Origin of the sequence: Psychrobacillus glaciei, from assembly GCF_008973485.1 — a bacterium.
Classification (GTDB): domain Bacteria; phylum Bacillota; class Bacilli; order Bacillales_A; family Planococcaceae; genus Psychrobacillus; species Psychrobacillus glaciei.
On the sequence record NZ_CP031223.1, the window covers coordinates 3,161,887 to 3,180,422 of the forward strand.

Annotated in this window: 20 protein-coding genes and 1 pseudogene; 4 read left to right on the forward strand and 17 right to left on the reverse strand. The window is 34.6% G+C overall.

The window, feature by feature from the left end; genetic code table 11:
- From PB01_RS14880 to PB01_RS14895, 4 genes are all read right to left on the reverse strand, one after another.
- Entirely contained in the window at window positions 1-387 is a 387-nt protein-coding gene (locus PB01_RS14880; RefSeq protein ID WP_151700922.1) for an SHOCT-like domain-containing protein, read from the reverse strand.
- Window positions 388-399: 12 nt separating this feature from the next.
- On the reverse strand, window positions 400-765 hold the full coding sequence (locus PB01_RS14885) for a DUF2089 domain-containing protein (RefSeq protein WP_151700923.1): 366 nt from the start codon (window positions 763-765) through the stop codon (window positions 400-402).
- Between the two features lie 293 nt (window positions 766-1,058).
- Complete coding sequence (locus tag PB01_RS14890; RefSeq protein WP_151700924.1) at window positions 1,059-1,733, reverse strand: ABC transporter ATP-binding protein; 675 nt, start codon at window positions 1,731-1,733, stop codon at window positions 1,059-1,061.
- 1 nt (window position 1,734) lies between these two features.
- On the reverse strand, window positions 1,735-2,769 hold the full coding sequence (locus tag PB01_RS14895) for an ABC transporter permease (protein ID WP_151700925.1): 1,035 nt from the start codon (window positions 2,767-2,769) through the stop codon (window positions 1,735-1,737).
- Between the two features lie 1,325 nt (window positions 2,770-4,094).
- Here PB01_RS14895 and PB01_RS14900 point away from each other — a divergent pair.
- On the forward strand, window positions 4,095-5,081 hold the full coding sequence (locus tag PB01_RS14900) for a C39 family peptidase (RefSeq protein WP_151700926.1): 987 nt from the start codon (window positions 4,095-4,097) through the stop codon (window positions 5,079-5,081).
- Between the two features lie 847 nt (window positions 5,082-5,928).
- Here PB01_RS14900 and PB01_RS14905 read toward each other — a convergent pair.
- Window positions 5,929-6,897: a DMT family transporter gene (locus tag PB01_RS14905; RefSeq protein ID WP_151700927.1), complete on the reverse strand. Its 969-nt coding sequence runs from the start codon at window positions 6,895-6,897 to the stop codon at window positions 5,929-5,931.
- A 139-nt stretch (window positions 6,898-7,036) separates the two neighbouring features.
- Between PB01_RS14905 and PB01_RS14910 the strand changes: the two genes are divergently transcribed.
- A complete protein-coding gene (locus PB01_RS14910) occupies window positions 7,037-7,915 on the forward strand; it encodes a LysR family transcriptional regulator (RefSeq protein ID WP_151700928.1) in 879 nt (292 codons plus the stop codon).
- Window positions 7,916-8,084: 169 nt separating this feature from the next.
- On the opposite strand, the gene PB01_RS14915 is transcribed toward PB01_RS14910, so the two are convergent.
- From PB01_RS14915 to PB01_RS14960, 11 genes and pseudogenes are all read right to left on the reverse strand, one after another.
- Complete coding sequence (locus PB01_RS14915; RefSeq protein ID WP_151700929.1) at window positions 8,085-9,671, reverse strand: DUF4179 domain-containing protein; 1,587 nt, start codon at window positions 9,669-9,671, stop codon at window positions 8,085-8,087.
- A complete protein-coding gene (locus PB01_RS14920) occupies window positions 9,649-10,215 on the reverse strand; it encodes an RNA polymerase sigma factor (RefSeq protein ID WP_151700930.1) in 567 nt (188 codons plus the stop codon). Before PB01_RS14920 ends, PB01_RS14915 begins: the two co-directional genes overlap by 23 nt.
- Window positions 10,216-11,181: 966 nt before the next feature.
- Window positions 11,182-11,672 (reverse strand): annotated as a pseudogene (locus tag PB01_RS14925) (GNAT family N-acetyltransferase).
- Between the two features lie 119 nt (window positions 11,673-11,791).
- Window positions 11,792-11,923, reverse strand: coding sequence for a hypothetical protein (locus tag PB01_RS21670; RefSeq protein ID WP_264158153.1), 132 nt, complete (start codon window positions 11,921-11,923; stop codon window positions 11,792-11,794).
- 34 nt (window positions 11,924-11,957) lie between these two features.
- The gene (locus PB01_RS14930) at window positions 11,958-12,794 is read right to left on the reverse strand and encodes a class I SAM-dependent methyltransferase (RefSeq protein ID WP_151700931.1); all 837 of its coding nucleotides are present in this window, start codon (window positions 12,792-12,794) and stop codon (window positions 11,958-11,960) included.
- 52 nt (window positions 12,795-12,846) lie between these two features.
- Complete coding sequence (locus PB01_RS14935) at window positions 12,847-13,059, reverse strand: hypothetical protein (protein WP_151700932.1); 213 nt, start codon at window positions 13,057-13,059, stop codon at window positions 12,847-12,849.
- Window positions 13,060-13,107: 48 nt separating this feature from the next.
- Window positions 13,108-13,425, reverse strand: coding sequence for a hypothetical protein (locus tag PB01_RS14940; protein ID WP_151700933.1), 318 nt, complete (start codon window positions 13,423-13,425; stop codon window positions 13,108-13,110).
- 70 nt (window positions 13,426-13,495) lie between these two features.
- The gene (locus PB01_RS14945; RefSeq protein WP_151700934.1) at window positions 13,496-13,993 is read right to left on the reverse strand and encodes an NUDIX hydrolase; all 498 of its coding nucleotides are present in this window, start codon (window positions 13,991-13,993) and stop codon (window positions 13,496-13,498) included.
- Window positions 13,994-14,398: 405 nt separating this feature from the next.
- Window positions 14,399-14,809, reverse strand: a complete 411-nt coding sequence (locus PB01_RS14950; protein WP_151700935.1) for a hypothetical protein — start codon at window positions 14,807-14,809, stop codon at window positions 14,399-14,401.
- Window positions 14,810-14,902: 93 nt separating this feature from the next.
- A complete protein-coding gene (locus PB01_RS14955; protein WP_151700936.1) occupies window positions 14,903-15,463 on the reverse strand; it encodes a GNAT family N-acetyltransferase in 561 nt (186 codons plus the stop codon).
- Window positions 15,464-15,523: 60 nt separating this feature from the next.
- Window positions 15,524-15,847, reverse strand: coding sequence for a hypothetical protein (locus PB01_RS14960; protein WP_151700937.1), 324 nt, complete (start codon window positions 15,845-15,847; stop codon window positions 15,524-15,526).
- Window positions 15,848-16,288: 441 nt separating this feature from the next.
- On the opposite strand from PB01_RS14960, the gene PB01_RS14965 reads away from it, so the two are divergent.
- The gene (locus PB01_RS14965; protein ID WP_151700938.1) at window positions 16,289-16,996 is read left to right on the forward strand and encodes a class I SAM-dependent methyltransferase; all 708 of its coding nucleotides are present in this window, start codon (window positions 16,289-16,291) and stop codon (window positions 16,994-16,996) included.
- Here PB01_RS14965 and PB01_RS14970 read toward each other — a convergent pair.
- Window positions 16,989-17,831, reverse strand: coding sequence for a DUF2268 domain-containing putative Zn-dependent protease (locus PB01_RS14970; RefSeq protein WP_151700939.1), 843 nt, complete (start codon window positions 17,829-17,831; stop codon window positions 16,989-16,991). The genes PB01_RS14965 and PB01_RS14970 overlap by 8 nt on opposite strands.
- A gap of 178 nt (window positions 17,832-18,009) precedes the next feature.
- Between PB01_RS14970 and PB01_RS14975 the strand changes: the two genes are divergently transcribed.
- Window positions 18,010-18,291, forward strand: coding sequence for a hypothetical protein (locus PB01_RS14975; protein WP_151700940.1), 282 nt, complete (start codon window positions 18,010-18,012; stop codon window positions 18,289-18,291).
- Window positions 18,292-18,536: the final 245 nt, after the last annotated feature.

The following is an 18,536-nucleotide window of genomic DNA, read 5'->3' on the forward strand; positions in this document are numbered from 1 at the left end:
CTATTCAATCGTAACGGAAATTGTGTCGCCATTTGCAGATCTAACATCGACAATTTGTCCGTCTAATTCATTTTCAATTGCATCCAAAATTAAACTAATATCGATATCCTTTACAAATTTTTGCGATTGAGGAATACTCGAAGCAATATTGTGACCAGCTAATAATACAACTTTCACAAGCTTAATTGGCAAATTGACATTAACATTGTCATTTTCAGCAGAAACAACACGTACTTTCAACATTTTGTCTGTATAGGAAGATGACTTTGGTGCAGTAGTACTTCCAGATTCTCTAACTTTTAATACTTGGATAAGCTCAGATGCCTTTGCTGCATCCACTTTCCCTTCCTGTACCATATTTAATACTTTTTCAATTTCTGCATTCATCTCTAATTCCCCCTATTCATCTTTTAAAAGCTTAAGCGCTTCTTCCGAAGTTATTTCTCCGCTTTCTAACATTTCAATAACTTTTTTCTCGTCCACTTCGTTTTTCTTCTTTGTTTCGTATCCAAGGGAACTAACAACCTCATTAAGTTTTCCACGAACTGTTGGATATGAAATCCCCAATTCCTTTTCAACTTCCTTAATATTGCCTCGACATGTTAGAAATACTTCAACAAATCGAAGTTGTTCACTTGAAAGGGAAGCCAATTTGGATAATTCAAATTCATTTTCAATCGTTGTTTGACAATGAGAGCAATGCAGCTTCGTGATTTTTAATGTTTCACTACATACAGGGCAATGACTAATAACTGGATATCCCATATAACTGTTAATCCCTCCTTTCATTTGTATTCATCATATATCATCTTATTAATAAAATCAATATGCAAATTAATATTATTAATATTTTTATTTAAATTATTAAACATGATTAATACGTACGTAAATATAGCGGTATTTGTTATTACTTTGGAAATAAAACAAATGAAAAATCATCTTCTTTCTACAAAATATTTGTAATGAAAGATGCTTCACTTTAGATAATGAAATAATAGAAAAAAACAGCCCACGAATACCAAATGTTAATGGCTCTCGTGGACTGTTTCTAATTTAGATTATAAAACTAATCCATCTTTCATTGTAATGATATGATCCGCGTAAGGCAGCATCTCTTCGTCATGGGTTACCATTAACGTTGTAATGTTCAACGTTTTCGTCAACTCTCGAATCAATGTCATGACGTCTTTAGATCTTTTTGAGTCTAAACTTGCTGTTGGCTCATCCGCAAATAGCATTTTAGGCTTGTGGATGATTGCACGGGCAATTGCCACTCGCTGTTTTTCTCCTCCTGATAATGATGCAGGGTAAGCTTCTTTTCGATGATCCATATCTACCAATTTGAGTATTTTTTCAACTTCTTCTTTTTGTACGCGTTTGCTCGTCTTCGTTTCTGACACGTCTAGCATTAGCATTAGTTGTTCCTCTACTGTGAGGAAAGGTACGAGATGGGATGATTGAAAGACAAATCCAAACTCGCTTGCTCTGATTTTTCGAATCTGCTCTTGGTTCATGTTGGTCATATTTTTCCCTTGGAAGATTACTTTGCCATCTGATGCGCGTTGCAGTCCTGCGGCGATGGTAAGGATTGTACTTTTACCAGATCCAGATGCACCTACTAAGGCTGTTATTTCTCCTTCTTTAAGAGAAAGGTTAATACCTTTTAATACCTGTTCTTCCACTTCGCCATTTTTGAACGTTTTTGTTACTTCATCAATTGTAAAGATTGTCATATTACACCTCTCCTTGTTGGATAGCTTGCAGTGGTTCAACTTTTTTAATTTGAAGACCAGAAAGCGTTGCGCCAATAAATCCGATGATTAAGAATATGATCGATAATTGAATAGTTGTTCCGAGTGTTAAACTGAAAGGCATTCCTTCAGGCGCAATCGTCGCAAAACCTTGGCTTAACGCAACGGACAATACAAGTGCAATCACGGTGATGACAATCATTTGGTACCACATCATACCGAACAATCGGCTTGTTTTAACACCTAGAGCTTTCAAGATTCCGTATAACCCAATCTTTTGAACGTTCATCATGTAGAAGAATATTGCGAACAACATACCACTAATGACAACCAAAAACCAAACAATCATATTCAGTGACATCTGTTCAGCATTGTAACTTGGAATCGTATTAAGAAATTCTTTATTAGAAAATGATTGTAGGCCCGCTACATCTTGTACTTTCTCTGTACCTGGAATGAAAATCAATTGCATTTCATGTGTACGGTAAATTTCTTTATAGTCTTCCATATTGATGAAAGCAACAGGAGCATGACTATATTTTTGTTGATCGACAAATCCCGTTACTTTAAATTCGCCATTAAACTGATTGTTCGTTAAGATATCTCCGACTTTTATCCCATCATCCTCCATTGAACGATCAAGGATTACTTCTCCTTTACCTACAGATTCAAATAACTTCGAATCTGTTGAAGTAACAAAAGCAACACTATGCTGCTTCTCTTCCGTATCGTTCACAAAGCCCATTTGAATCGAAAATGCCATTGCATCTTTCTGTTTGTTTAATATGTCTGTTTGCGCATCTACATCTATTCTCGAAAGATTGTACGTTTCATTCGCATCCGCATTCATATAGAATTGTCCGTCTGGTAAATCCTTTATCAAAGCTGCATTATCTTGGGATAGCCCATTTGATAATCCTGAAATGATAAATGTTAAAAAGCTGACTAAAAATATGATTGATCCTAATATCGTAAACTTCGCTTTATTCTTCTTCATTTCTTTCCATGCAATATTCATTTTTACGCCTCCGTATTTTCCTGATAACTAGAGTATATTATCGCTAGGTGAACGGAAGATGAACACAGTGTTACGCATATGTAGAATTTAGTCGAGGAATTATTATAATGAATTTTTTGAAGGAAACCACGTCTGTTGATTAACCACTTACTTACACAAGATACTTGTAAGGAAAGCATTAAAATCTTCGTTAGAATTTGTTTGTTTTCGTTTCTATTTGGACGAAGATACAATTTCGGGCACACAGCGTTTTTTATTACAGGTAATATAGAACGGATTTTTTCTAAAGTCCATCTTAGTTATAGCTAGGATTTTCGCTCCAGGGCGGACACTTTCCGCCGGGTGAGCGATGAGCCATCACCGTCGCATACGCGCCGTTGTGATGGCTCATCTGTCTCACTCATGAGGCCACTGAAAAAGTCCAATTTTCCCGAAAATGAAAATTCCATAAAAACTCATTCCCAAAAAAGTACTATTCTTAGCTACTAAAGTGGGGGTAACTCTACTTATTCTCAAGGTTTATACCTATGAAAGTGGGGGTAAGAATTTTCAAGATTTTTAAATTCAAATTTTTAGTCACTTTTTCAGTGGCCTCTCACTCATCCGGCAGGAGTCGCCGCCCTTTCGCTCCAATCAATTTGGCTTGCTGGCTATTCTGTGCGTGCCGTCGCGTCGTTACCACGGGATAGGTGCTTTCTATCATAAGATGATGCCACTTTTTGCTAATCGCAAGATAGCTACCGTTATGTTCTATTTCCGTAGTGTACACTTTATAAGTGTCATCCCATGCCAAGTAAAATCTATATTAAGAGACAGTGGTCACATTAAAACGTGTTTTAACTTATTCACTTATCGGTTTTTATTTTAAAGAATAATACTACATTATGTGGATTTAGCGCGGCGGTAAATCGCATTTGCGACGAGCTTGCGCAGGAGCAACTTCTTTTCTGCGACGAGCGAGCATGAGACTCCTGCGGGAATAGCGTTAGCCGAAGACCCACCTGAAGCGCTTAAATAGGAAGGAAGGCTAATGACGCCTCCTCCTGAGGCTGAGGAAACTCCCACGGAAAGCGAATACCAGAGCGCTAAATCCCGGTGGTTACTATTTAGATTACATGTTGCGCACTATATAAATAATGCGTTCTTTGCCGACTTTAATAAGTTCGATGCTAGTTTATATAGATACTCTGCATCGATAGAATTAAGCAGGAATTTATAGAACTATACACATTAATAACTTTAGGTAATTTTAACTATTGATACTAGAGAAACTTCCTATATAATCAATTCTTGTGTTTTAAAAAAAAGGAAAAGGATGGGGATAAATGAAAAGAACCCTTACAGCAGTTTTAGCATCCGCAATGCTATTATTATCTGCATGCTCAGCAAACTCAGATACAAAAGAAGCGGAAGTTAATAAGAAAGTAGATACAAAAGCGTCAGCCGAAACTACTGTGGCAGTTAAACCACCAACAATTGAAGGTAAAGATTTTGATGAAATGGGTGGAGCAGATGCTTATGCATTTGCAGGGGATAACAAGAATTCTCGCTACTACAAAACACCAGATTTTTATCATGCAAAGTCCGATGATCAGTTACTTATTATAGAAAACTTTAAAACGTTCCAACAAACGACAGAATGGTCTTGTGGTCCAGCTACATCCTTAATGGTAGCAAATCATTTTGGTGTAACGGATTTAACGGAGATGGATATTGCTGAAAAAATGAAAGCAATGACGGATTTAGATACACCAGGAGCTAAGCCTGGTTCAGCAAACAACTTTCCCGAATACGGTTCGGATGTTGGCCAACTCAATGGTTTCTTCTCGAGTCTAGAGGGGTTTGAAGTAGTCGATACAAGCTATCGTGAGAATGTTGCAGCATCTGATTTAATTAAGGATACAGATGGTGCTACAGAAAATAACGTAGGTAACCTTCCTGCTACATTCACTTGGAATAGCTTATATGCTTCCGAAAACACTGATACTACAGAGGCTTGGGTAAAAGATGCAAAGGATAGCTATTTTGTAAAATGGTTAACAGGCCACATATCAAACAATCGTCCTATTATGGTCGAATGGTCAGACTGGGACGGGCATTGGCAAGCAATTATCGGTTACGATAATAATGGTACACCAGGTATTGGTGATGATATGTTAATCTTTGCTGATCCTTATGATACTTCAGATCAATGGCAAGATGGCTATTATTTCTATCCATTAGAGCGCTGGTTTGCACAATGGAATGACCGCAACATTGCACCAAAACCATTCCAATTACAACCATATATCGTTGTTGATAAAAAGAAATAATTCAATAACTAAAAAGGTCGACTTAATTCATTTAGGTGAATTTTGTCGATTTTATTATTTAGGCCCACATCTGTTGATTAACTATTTTCTTACATTTTTGCAAAAAGGGTTCATAGAATCCATTTGCATTTACACGTTTTCGGTTTACTTTGGACACTTTAATAATAGTACGACTTAGTAACCGCTAGGATTTCCGCTCTAAGCGGACGCTTTTCGCGGCCTCGCAATGAGCCCGCTGGAGTCGCCGCCTGTCGCTCCAATCCAATGAAGTTTGCTAGCTCAATCAGTGCGATTGTCCTCCAATATTAAGGCATATGCTCAACATTGAAATAGGGCACCATTAATAAGCACATCTCTTGCCAAGTAAAGGCTTTACTAAGAGATGTTTGTCGCGCTCGGAATAGATTTTGTCGCTTTCAAAGGGTAGTATGTCGCGTTCATAACCTGTTACGTCTCATACACCCATTTATTGGTTTTTTTAGAAAATGAGGAGACTTATTGCCGGAGCGCGTCGGGCCGCATGAGCCGAAAGATGAGACCCACTTGGGCACAGCACGTGTTGGCTCATGCAAGGTGCGGCAAGCGCGGAGGCATACTGCGCACAATTTCTAAAATATAATTTGTTGGTTAACTTTAGTTAATTCACATATGTTATTGGGAATAATTAGCTAATCAACAGACGTAATTTAGAGCAGGTATTCAAGTTAAGACTTTTTTCAAGAGTAATTTCTTTTCTTCCGTATATTGTTGATAATTTCTTCATTAGATTAGATTTCCCTTTTCAATAAAAAAGTGTTTTCTTTCTACAGAATTTCATCTGTAAAAGAAAACACTTTTATTCATAAATTTAAGAAACACTTTCTTGTAAGCTTCTTTTGACCTGCTTTGGAGCATCTATCTTCTGTCGCATTCTGACAAAAATATTATTAGAAATTAAAGCGAATATGATGAGCCCGACACCTATTACTTCATAAGATGTAATTTCATTGCCTTGAATACCCGAAATAACAAGCGTAGTAACAGGAACAAAGTTAATAAACAATAGACCATTTAAAGGAGAGAGGATACTAACTCCAATATTCCATCCTAGCAAGGCAATAACCCCAGGAAAAATAATCATGAAGGATAAATGCGGACTTACAATTTTGATTGTTTCCATTGTCGGTAAATCTATCTTTCCAGAAAGAGTTAATACAAAAACGATTACAGCCGCAGTTCCTGTTCCTAATAGACAGCTTAACGTTGAATAGCGTAGCGCAGACCAACCTCTAAACTTATTTCCTCCCATTGTATAAACAACCCATCCAATAACCGCTAATAAAATAAGGAAAAATGGAATGATATTATCTGTCGCAGATAAGAACGCACTTAAGTTTCCTTTCGTAATAACGAGCAAAGCGCCAATAAAAGCTAGTAATACACATACTAATGTGAATGTAAATGGTCTTCTTCTATGTAGTATCCAAAATATTACTATAGATATCATCGGCATTAAAGATTCCATAATAGAAGCAACCATTACCCCTGGCCCTCCTAAGAGATTTTCTCCAAAAAAGATTAGTAAGTTATATACAGTAAATGCCATTGTACCGAAAAACCACAATAGTATCCCTTTTCCTTCAAATCGAAATGCCTGTTTACCTTCTTTCCATAAAAGAATCACAACTAAAATAGCTGTTACTGTACCATAACGGAAAATAGTAAAGTAAAACGGATCAATGTATTTAAAAGCATCATGCGCGACAGGAAACATAGCACCCCATGACACACTAGCAATAAAACATAAAAAAGTACCTAATAAAATATTATTTTTCATAAAAACAAAATCTCCTTCTCGGTTTTCCCTTATACATTAAACTTCATAAACTACTATCATGTAAAACGAATAATATTGATGTTTAATATCATTATTAGTGATACCATAGAGAACATGCATGTTAGAAGGGTGTTTAAAAATGGAGTTTAAAGATTTAGAGATTTTTCAAAAGGTCGCCGAAAAAGGGACTGTCACAGAAGCTGCAAAAGAATTAAGTTATGTACAATCAAATATCACATCGAGAATTCAAAAGCTAGAAACAGAGTTAAACACTCCATTGTTTAACCGACATAACCGTGGAATGAGTTTAACACCCGAAGGAAAAAAACTATTAGTATATTGCGAGAAAATACTATCGCTTACAAACGAAATGAAAAAAGTGGTGCAAAGTAAAGAAGAACCGTCTGGAAAATTAGAAATTGGCACAGTAGAAACTGTCATAAAACTACCTACTATATTATCTACTTATACGAAAAAGTATAAAAACGTTGATTTTTCCCTTTTCTCAGGAGTTACGGAAAAGTTACAGGAGAAAGTGTTGAACCACCGTTTGGACGGTGCCTTTGTAACGGAGACAGACATCCATCCTGATTTAATCGCTCACGATGTTTTTCAAGAAGAGCTTGTTTTAATATCGGATATGAACACGATATCCATTGAACAATTAAAGGACAAGCCATTCTTATGCTTTAGTAAGGGTTGTGGCTACCGAGCAAGACTTGAAGCGTGGTACACAGATGAAAATATTACCCCTAAAAAAGTAATGGAATTTGGCACATTGGAAACCATTTTAAGTAGCGTTGTGGCAGGTCTAGGCATCACATTTGTTCCAAAATCAGCCGTCTCTCACTTGCAAGCAAGAGGCCTGATCAAATGCCATTCACTACCTGAAAAATATAGTAAAATAAAAACAGTTTTTATCAGACGATCGAATACATATTTAACAACAACTATCGAGAAGTTCATCGAAACAATTGAACTTAGCAAAGGCGAAACATCTGAGCTACTGTCTTTTTAGCCTTATAAAAAATCCATTAAATAGCAGAACGCAACAAACAACATTCTTCTGTCACAGTAGAGAAAAATTTTTTTATATTCCATGTCACCAAAAAAACGTCTCCTTTCTACAGAATTATGTAGAAGAAGACGTTTTATTTTTTCATTTCATTGGTTCTTGTATTCCTACTTTATTTATATAACGGAACCTTCCATTTATCCTGGAGCTCTTGATAACGAGACACAGAAAGTAAATGTAATGTCAGTTCTTTTGGGGTTTCTTCTAAACCATCTGTTAGGAAGTTGATGGTCCGCTTATAGCTATTATTATTTTCTTTTTCAGTCTTTGTAGAGTCATTTGCTAACCTAACATAAGACTTACCAGTATCATCCATTAATGCCCATACACCAAGTTCTGCAGCATCATCTTCTTTTCTGCCTTCCATTACAATTTGAAGAATTGATGAATCACCTTGCTTGACACTAGTCTGTAATTCAGCGTTTGTAATACTAACTAAATTACCTTCATATTCAAATGAAACAGGTACATCCTTTATTTTTTTAGGATTAAATTTAACAGAGTAATTGCTAGGAACCGATTTGTAAACACCATCTAAGACAAAGGTAAGTTTGCTATCAACCTTCTGAGGTACAAAAGATTCTTTCGATACTGTATAGCCTAATAATCCTCCGTTACGACCAGAACTTAGAATAAGCCCATTGTCCCACGGTTGATTTGTGAAAAAGGGGTGATGTTTAAAAATAGACTTATTTTGTTCGTTTTCTAGATGGTAGTGAATAAACGTATTATAAATACCAAAAGTGCTTACATCTTCTCCAAATTTTTCTACTATCGATTTGACTTGTTCATCTATTACTGCTTGTTCTTCCATTAAGAAGGAAGTTTCATATAACAATGTAGTCGACGAAGAAGCAAATTGAATTTCTTTTAAATTGATGGTAATTCCATCAATATTTTTTGTCATATTATTTAGAGGGGTTGACGTCGTGTATAAACTGCTATTAGTTAAATCCACTGGCACCTCTAGTTTCCATTTCCCAATTTTACCATTCATCTCAACAAAATTTAACTTGATAGTTATATTCTCTAAATCATCTTCATTTAGAGGAACTTGAATTAAATTATAATCTCGGCCTCTATCCATATGATAACCAATACCTATATTGTTTTTTCCATTATAACCAGTAACAGAAATTCTATTGTTTCGATTAGAATCATTTATATTTGGTCTCTGGGCTATGCCGTTTTCATCTATGATTTGAATTGATATTGCAACACGAGAAGAATCTACAAATATATCCTCTACCTTTAGAGTAAGACCTTGGTCATTTACTTCTAAGTTTACTCTTTCTTCCAAACCTTTTTCCGCTGCCATTCTCAATCCTTTATCTACTTGTTCAGTACTAAACATGCCCCCTATAAACTGAGCAAAGGTAGGGCTTAAGGTAGCTGTTAAACCAAGTGCAAACACAATTCCCGCTGCTAAAAGTAAAGCGCGTTTCCAAGGTCGACTTTTTCTTCGTGCAATCTTTGGTACGTATGGTTCAAGCTGTTCCAAAACAAGAGATGCAAAGTTATCAGGTAATGTTTGAGTTTGTAATGTCTCTATTAAAAATTGTTGTTCGTCTTTAAACAATTGAACAATACCTCTACAATTATCACAGGTTTTTAAATGTATGTTTAATTGAGCATGCTCCTGTTCTGTTAGCAGGTCATCAACATATTGGGTAAGTTTATCTTCCTTCGGACAGTTCATAAAAATAGCCTCCTTCCCGTTTTACGGTATCTCTCATTTTTTTCTTAGCCCGATGAAGTTTATTCCGAACGTCTGATAGAGGTACTTCTACTAGTTCACTTATTTCATCATAGCTTAATTCATTTATATAACGTAAAAGGATAATCATCCGCTCGTCCTCTGGTAGGGTTGAGACTAGTCTTTCTATTTGCCTACTTTTCTCTTTTTTTAAGAAAATAATTTCCGGATGATTTGTATTAACTACTTTTTCTTCATTTATTTCTACTTGCTTCATTTGATAGCTTTTCTTTCTGAACTCATCCATACAATGATTGATCGCCACCCGATACATCCAAGAAGCAAATATTCCATTTCTATCATATTTACCAAGTTGGTTATACACTTTAATAAATACCTCTTGTACTAAGTCCTGTGCATTCTGTGGATTTCTTGTCATCCTCAGAATCGTCGCATAGAGCGGATTTTTATATTTATTAATAATGTGTGCGTAAGCTTGCTTATTGCCAGATAGCACTTCTTCGATCCAATGTACCTCTTCTTCCATAGTGTCCTCCTTCTAAAACGAACATGCGCATGTTTCGCTTTTCTCCCTCATCTATCATAACGAGTTCAACCGTACGATAATTTCATGTTTGAAGAAAATAATTTTAAACAAATAAAAAAACGTGACCATACTCCAAGACTATGGACACAGAAATTAAGTTTTTTTCTGAGCAATCACCCTTCAAAAAATATCCTATTCGCTAAGCTGTTGCCTGACTATTATTAATAGGAGTATGTCTGTTATTCAAAATTATATAGGAATTCATTGGATTACTTTTAACATTGGACAATAAACTAAAATTCATTTTCAATCTCTGGTATCTGATTACTTGAAAAACAAATAATTCAAACGTATACTAAAGGTAACATCTGAGTAAAATAAAAAAGGTCATTTGATGCGTTAACATCAAACGACCAAATATAATAGTAGGTTCCCTTCAAGGGGGATTGGCTATTGAATAGGTAATAACCCATCGAGCACTCAACTCAAGGATGGGTTATTTTTTATGGTTAAATGACAGAATTACTACGACCAATGTTGCAAAAGCTACTGCGAACATCAATACTTCGAATACTGACACTAGCACCACAGGCCCACACGATGTGGGTCATGGAGACGTTGCCGCTGGATGCGGCGAACTTAGTCTCCCTTCCAATAATTCGTACGGGAGTGAGCTAACCACCCTTGAGCTACCAATCTATTATCCTTTAATTATAACACACATATGTTCTATTAAGTATTTTAATCGCACCTTGTTTTTGTATTTCCATCCAGTCGCAATTTACTAATAATACAACTTAACTATTTATTGCAAATTACTCAGAACGGAAGCTTTTTATCCTCTTGATTATTATCTTTTAATTCTCCAAACGTTATCACTTAGTAACTCCACATTCGTTTATCCCTACGTTGAGGTATTAACTTTAAACTAATCACATAACATCGACTTCCATACTTTTCTAGAGACTAAGATATTGTAAATGTTTGAATTAAGCAGTTTTCATCATCAACTATTTCATTTACTCATCAAATTCAATATTTAGTTGCTCATAAATCTTCTTCCAAAATGAAACTGCCGGTAGATTTTCTTCAAGCTCGATTACAAAGTACTTGCCACGTTTTTCTTTAAATAATTTTTCTAAAGCTTTGCTACCGAATCCTTTCCCCTTGTACTTATTTAGTATGAAAATATCATTCACCCCGAAATCACTTTCCTTTTTCAGAAAAGGTCGTTCTAATAGCAGTAAAAAACCAATAATATTATTCTCGTTCTTTATGAAATAGGGTAAAATTCCTTCTACATTCCAGAAAGCATCTAAATCCTCAAAATGAAAAAAACCATCTATTCCAATATCAATATTTATTGTGAACCTTGAAAGGTCATGAAGATATAGTGCATATAAATTACGTAAAATTGGTGCTTCTGTTTCTGATACTAGTTGAAGGTCAATATTCAATTTTTATTTCCCCTTTAAAAACTTTATAAATCCAAGTCATTTAGTAAGAATAAAGCGAGGTGGAGGAGCAAAGCTTATTAAAGTACACACTTCTATCCTTGTTATTAGTTAAGATTCTTTCATACACGAAATATTACTCTTGGGAAGAAAATAATTACGTTCCAAATTACATTGGCTATTACTGAATTTAACAATTCATTTATTATACTTCTAAAAAATCCATCTTCATTCTTTTTTTGTTTTTGCTTCATTTTTCTAGCCTCTTCGCTTCTTTGTTTACCTATTTCATTTGAGCATACCGTTGTTATGAGAATCCTTTTTTCTACCAACGTAAAGTAGATGAGATGATACTCCTAGGGTATAAGGGTCAGCTGCTTGCTGTATTATTAAATTGATAATCTTTTCTACCTCTTTTTCTCCTTTATCTCTCCAATGGTTCCAACTTTCATTATTTAAAATTGCTCCTACATTTGAACCTATTAACTCTAAAGTTTCAAATCCTTGCGCTTCCATAAACGGTTTTATTTCATCAATATTAATATAATAAGCACCTGTAAAACGTCCATCATCTGCATGGTTAAAGCAACCCGTTTGAGAAAATTGAGTGATGGAATCCATGTTATCGTTTGGTTTCCAATTCTCTGGAGATATAAGGGAAGAAAAGATATGCCTAATTCGAGACATGAAAGCTACAAAAACAATTCCATCTTTTTTAGTAACTCTATATAATTCTTCCACTGCTTTAATACGATCATTTTCTTCTTGTAAATGATACATAGGGCCAAGCATTAACGTCGCTTCGAACTGATTATCTTCCAGTTTGTTAAGCTCTCTAGCATCGGAAACATAAAATCCTTTAAACTGTTCTATTAAATCAAGTTCTTTTGCTTTATTTTCTGCAATTTCTACAAGTTTTGGTGTTAAATCAGTTAATGTTACCTTATAGCCTTCTTTAGCCAGTTCCATCGAGTATTTTCCTGGTCCAGCTCCATTATCCAATACACAACCATTTTTAGGCATATGCTTTTTTATGTAATGCCAATTCACTTGAAATTCAATTGGTTCTCTATCAAGTCGTCCCCATTCATCGAAACGTTGATAGTAATTAATAATATTACTCATACATTCACCTGCATTCTTTTTAGTTACTTACGCCGATTTTTCTACTAACTTATTAGTGTAGTCCATATTTTAAAATTTGAAATCTAATACCTTCATTACCAAACGTAAACCAGAATAATAACAACCAAACAATAACTCCCATAATCAGACTAAACCAAGCAAAGTACTTATTTGCTTTATATAATATGGGGTACAAGGCAATTAACAACGCTCCGAACGCAAGTGTAATTACTACTGCAAGTTGTCCTGTCAAAGTTTCAAACATTAATTTTAATTCCTCCCAATTACGATATTTCCAACAAAATACTCCAACTCAAAACGGATTCTTCCCTAGATAGAACGGAATAAAAACAACATAAATGGACACAAAAAAAAGCATCCAAAACACAATAGACTTTGCCCGTTCACTATAAAATGCATTGTTTTTTTGGAAGAATAGCCTTCGTATCATTGTGTAGAAAAAAAACAACAGGTAAGAAACGCCAAACCAATTGACCCAGACATTACCCAAGAAAGGAATACCAGAATTTTCATAGATAACTCTTAAACCATTTTCAGTTAAAACCAAGCCTAGAATCAAATAAATGATGATTTCGGTAGCAATAAAAAAAGACATCTTCAAAGTAGCCATTATATTTCTCCCTTTTTTTATTTTGGTCCCATCCAAATCAAAATTCAGTTTCATCCAAGATAAAAAGCTTTTACATTACATGAAATTTCAGAGCATTGTTTAGTATTTCTTGATATAGTTCATGCCAATCATGATAATAATCTTTCACTTCATCTGGATCTATAAAGACCCTTTGCACTGATTCATAAGTTGCATCAAATGCATATATTTCGGTAATATCCATTCGATAGAAAACCTGATATCCTACCTTTGGATATGGACTATTTTCATCCCATGTAGGATTATCATGGTGGTCAACAATCATATAACCGAGCAAATGACATTCTCCGCTGACATAACCTTCTTCCATTGCTTCTCGTTTGAAGCATTCCTCAGAAGTTTCACCTAACTCGATATGACCTCCAGGAAAATCCCATCCTCTATGATTTAAGTCAACTAATACTAATTTGTTATTGTGAAAACAAAAACCATGGACACTAGTAATTAAATTCTGATCAGGAAGTTGATTATCCCTCTTCCACGTTAATTTAACGTTTGACTCACCCCAATTAACATATGTTGTAGTCATACTCTTTTTTCTCCATAAGCATTATTTTTCGATTTTCTTTCAAACATATAAAAGATTAGTAATCCTCCGCTCAAAAACAAGGGAAAACCTATTAGAAAGTACGCGATATTATTTTTTTTAATGTCAAAGAAATTAGATAGATATAGAAAAAGAACTCCCCATAGAAAAAAAGTTATGAGCTTTAGCAAATTTTCCTTTTTATTCATATCACCATTCCTCCAATGTATTCCAAAATCCACAACCCCTCCTAAAGCTTTGGTTCTCATATTACGTAAGAGAAGAACTGGAAGCCAGGAGTCCCATTTTGTGTTTTAGGAAAGTGCTTTAGTACGAATTTCAATAAATCTGTCCCATTTCCCAACCCACTATAATTTTGATTAACCACAATACTCTTTGTAATTATTATTAGATATGTTCCTCTAACTCCCGAACTATCTCCCATTTTTTATCAATGTACTCCCAATTTTCTATTGTAAAAAATCTTGCTAGTTCCTTGCTTTCTTTTTCAATAATTAGTTCATAAAATACAACAAAACTTTCAAGGTTCCTCATTCGAATAACTCTATTTTCAAATCGCTTTTTAGCTCCTAAAAGTGCATTGACAGATTGACGCATTCCATCAATTGCTTCCTCACGGTTAAGAGTAGAAGGCTTGTCATCCTTTTTGTTAAAAAACGTGACAAAATAATTATCTGACATAATTTCTACCTTAGAAGTATCTCCAGTGAGCATGGCAAGATCCCATTCTTTCAAAAACTCATCATGTATTTTTGTAAAATATTCAACTGTATGAAGTAAATTGCCTTTGCTTTTCATTATTATCCCCCTCATTAAATCCTTTTTTAAAATTTCTCCCACAGTGCTGTTACTCATTAGACAAGGAAAAAGTTTCGATATTCGGTCATTTCACTATAGAATCTTAGAATAATTATCTTTCCACTCCTGCTCTAAAATGCTGTATAAAAAAGAATCTCTCCAACCACCTTTTATTAATAAATCTTCACGCATTCTACCTTTTAAAGTCATTCCCACCTTTTCTAACACCTTGGATGAAGCTATATTTCGGGGGGCACAGGTTGCATAAATACCATGCAGTTGAAATTGTTTAAAACCAAATGCTATCAAGTGTTTTGCCACTTCAGTTGCAATCCCCTTGCCCCAAAAATCTGGATTGATAATATATCTAATCTCTCCTGATTTATTTCGATTGTCTCGAATATTAAACTCTCCTGCGCCAATCATTCTTTCATTTTCCTTTTCAATTATCGCAAAAACAAAACGTGTTCTTTCTTCCCTTTTAGCATCTCTCAGAACTTGCTTTACAAAATCCTTTGATTCCATTTCGGTATTCGGACCCCATGGTTGATACTGACAAACCATCTCTTTTGAAGCATATTCATGAACATCTATCCAATCTTTTTCTTCCATTTCACGTAAAATTACTCTTTCACTTATAAAAACTTCTCTCATATCTGTATCCCCTACACTATATTATTTCCTTAACAATGAATATTTCCCCAAGTGGTTATATTATAATTTAACCACTTGTTTTTTAGTAAAATACCTTTCTCCATTCAATTGAATACAAGGAATAAACTTATACGTATCAAAGCTTGTATAGGATGCTCTTTCAAAGTTTTGATTCTTTATCAACTTATTAAATTGTTCTACATCCATACTCAAATATGCTGCAACTTCTATTGCTGTAAGTAATTCATTTTCCCGTACCTCTACTGTATGTATTAGGTCTTTAAGTTCTAAAGTTAAGTTATTACTTTTACCAAGTTGAAATGCTAAGAAAATAATAGCTATGCTCAATAAAATAATGGAGACAGATAAAAAATGCTTACTCATAAATTCACTCCTCTATCTAATTGTATTCTCCAAAACTGGTATTATCTCCTTTAATCTTTTCCAACAAAAAATGAGCACCTAATTGGCACTCATTTCATTTTCAATATAATTTAGTATTTGAGTTAATTTCATAAATAGCAGGTAATTATTAAAACACGAATAATCATTTTTTTTGATTGGAGCGACAGTCGGCGACTCCAGACAGATGGGACATCGCAAACGACGCGAATGCGGCGCCCCCGCGGAAAGCGTCCGACGATAGCGGAAATCATGCTGATTCATGAAGAATATATTATACGTATTCTAACATTGAAATTTTATATTGTTCGTGTTTTATATTCCAACTATAAATTATGCAATTGATTCATTTAAGTACCCCTATACATCTACAGCAATATTTTTTGCATATTATAGTTGTAATAAATATAGGAGGTTATTTAAGTGTCTAAAAATTATTTAGATTTATTAGCTTATTTCGGAATTGGCGGTGCTCACCCTGGTGGTTACTCTTTAACTCAATCTTTATTGGAAAATGTAAACATTCAACGCACTGAATCTGTACTTGATATTGGTTGCGGAACGGGACAGACAGCAGCTTTCTTAGCCGAACAATTTGATTGCCATGTTACTGCTGTTGATAATCACCCAATAATGGTAGAAAAAGCTATTGAAAGATTCAAAGAGAATGGCTTCTCAGTAAAGGTAATAGAAGGAGATGCACAAAATTTAAATTTTCCAGATAGTACATTTGACTTTATTATCTCGGAGTCAGTCATCGTTTTTACTGATATATCAAAGACGTTAAACGAACTTTCCAGAGTGCTAAAAAGTGGAGGAAGTATGATAATGATTGAAATGACTGCTGAACAAAATCTGTCCGAAGAATTACGAGGGAAAGTTTGTAACCTTTACGGCATAAATGACATTTTAAATGAAGAAGAATGGATATCGAAATTACAACAAGTAGGATTTACTCAAATCGAAATTATAAATACTCCATCTGGACTTATTCCAAGTGAAATTAATGATATTAACCAATCGAAAAACATAAATATGGAGTTGTTTGAATTATGGGAGAAACATAACCAATTTACCCTTCAAAACAGTCACTTAATAGGCTATCGAGTTTTTAAATGTTACCTCAAATGATAGGATAGTTGGAACCCGCTATTATTTCATCCGCAGATTTTATATATAACTCACCATTATGAAAAGGACCTTGCTTTTCTTGAAAGCTATTAACAATCTGAAAACCTAAATGATAACCTATCCACCGAGGAAATCGACTTCTTTCTTTACCAAATAAAAATAGATGATGATTTTTAGTTCCCAAAACATTTAGCGAAGGTACAAAATGTTTGTTCCAAAAATAAAGGGCCTCATCATACGAATATTTTTTTGTCCAGGGAGCTAACATTTCTTCACCGTGTAATTCCTTCACAGCGTACTCTCCAAGTCCTTCAATAATAAGGGAATCCTTCAGTGAAATCTTATCTGGCACCAAATCTAAAAATTTTAATCGACAAACATGATTATATTCATGGGCTAATAATGCCCTTATCTCCTCTATAGTAATCTTAGTAGATAAAAATAAAAACAGGACATTTCTATATGCTATTCCATTTTTTCTAGGTATTTGTTCGCCAGATTTCAAATTAGCTTTTTTTATAGGAAAAATATAGATGGAAACCTTTGGACCTTTCCATAATTTCCTTAAATATTTATACTCTTTCTCCACAGTTCTCCATACATTCTGTTCTTCCATTTCTTTTACGTTGTTCTTTACATGAATCCATTCATCTGGTTCAAATAATCCTTGAGTTAGAAGTTCGTATTGCAAAACTTCTGGATTTATTTTAGGGAAAAATTCCATGAGTGGCTCACATATTGTCTCACACTGCATGTAAGATAAACTTTTCCCAGACTTTTCTTCACATACTTCAACAAATTTATGAAGTAAATTCTTTGTATCAATTACTGACATGTATCTCATCCTTCTTATTTTATTCTTCTTTCTTTTCCATTCTTCATTGCCTTTTGAAACTTGAAATTACTTTTATCCATAACCTTTAGACTAGACGATTGTCTATTACACAACATTATTAGCGGCATATGTTAATAAAACATACTTGTATGTAAATAGTCTTGAAAGGAGGATGGAAATGAGTCAATCTAATTTATACAATCAATGTTGTAATTATCATGGGCAAAGGGTAAGAATTACTTGTCGAGATGGTAGAGTTCATGTAGGCCAAATTACTAGAACTAATAGACAAACAGTTTGGATTCGACCTTCGCAAAATCTTGGCGGCTATGGTTTGGGATTCTATGGCGGATATGGTGGATATGGTGGATATGGTGGATATGGTGGAGGCGGATTCGGATATGGCATCGCTCTTGGTGCAATTACAGGAATCGTACTAGCTACAGCATTCTTTTGGTAAAACATATACTATCGTATTCAAATCAATTTCACGATTCTACAAACATTGTCTAACTACTATAAAAATTCAATTTGGCCTTGGTGCATCGCGACCAGATTTTGCTCCTATGCAAAGCTCGTTACAGAAAACAGTGCATCAAGGTTGCTCTATGAAACCCTTAACAAAATCTTTGGCATCCGTACGAGGCTTTAACCTTATTCAGCAGTCACTTGAACTCCATTCTAAGTTTGGATGCTTCATTCGAA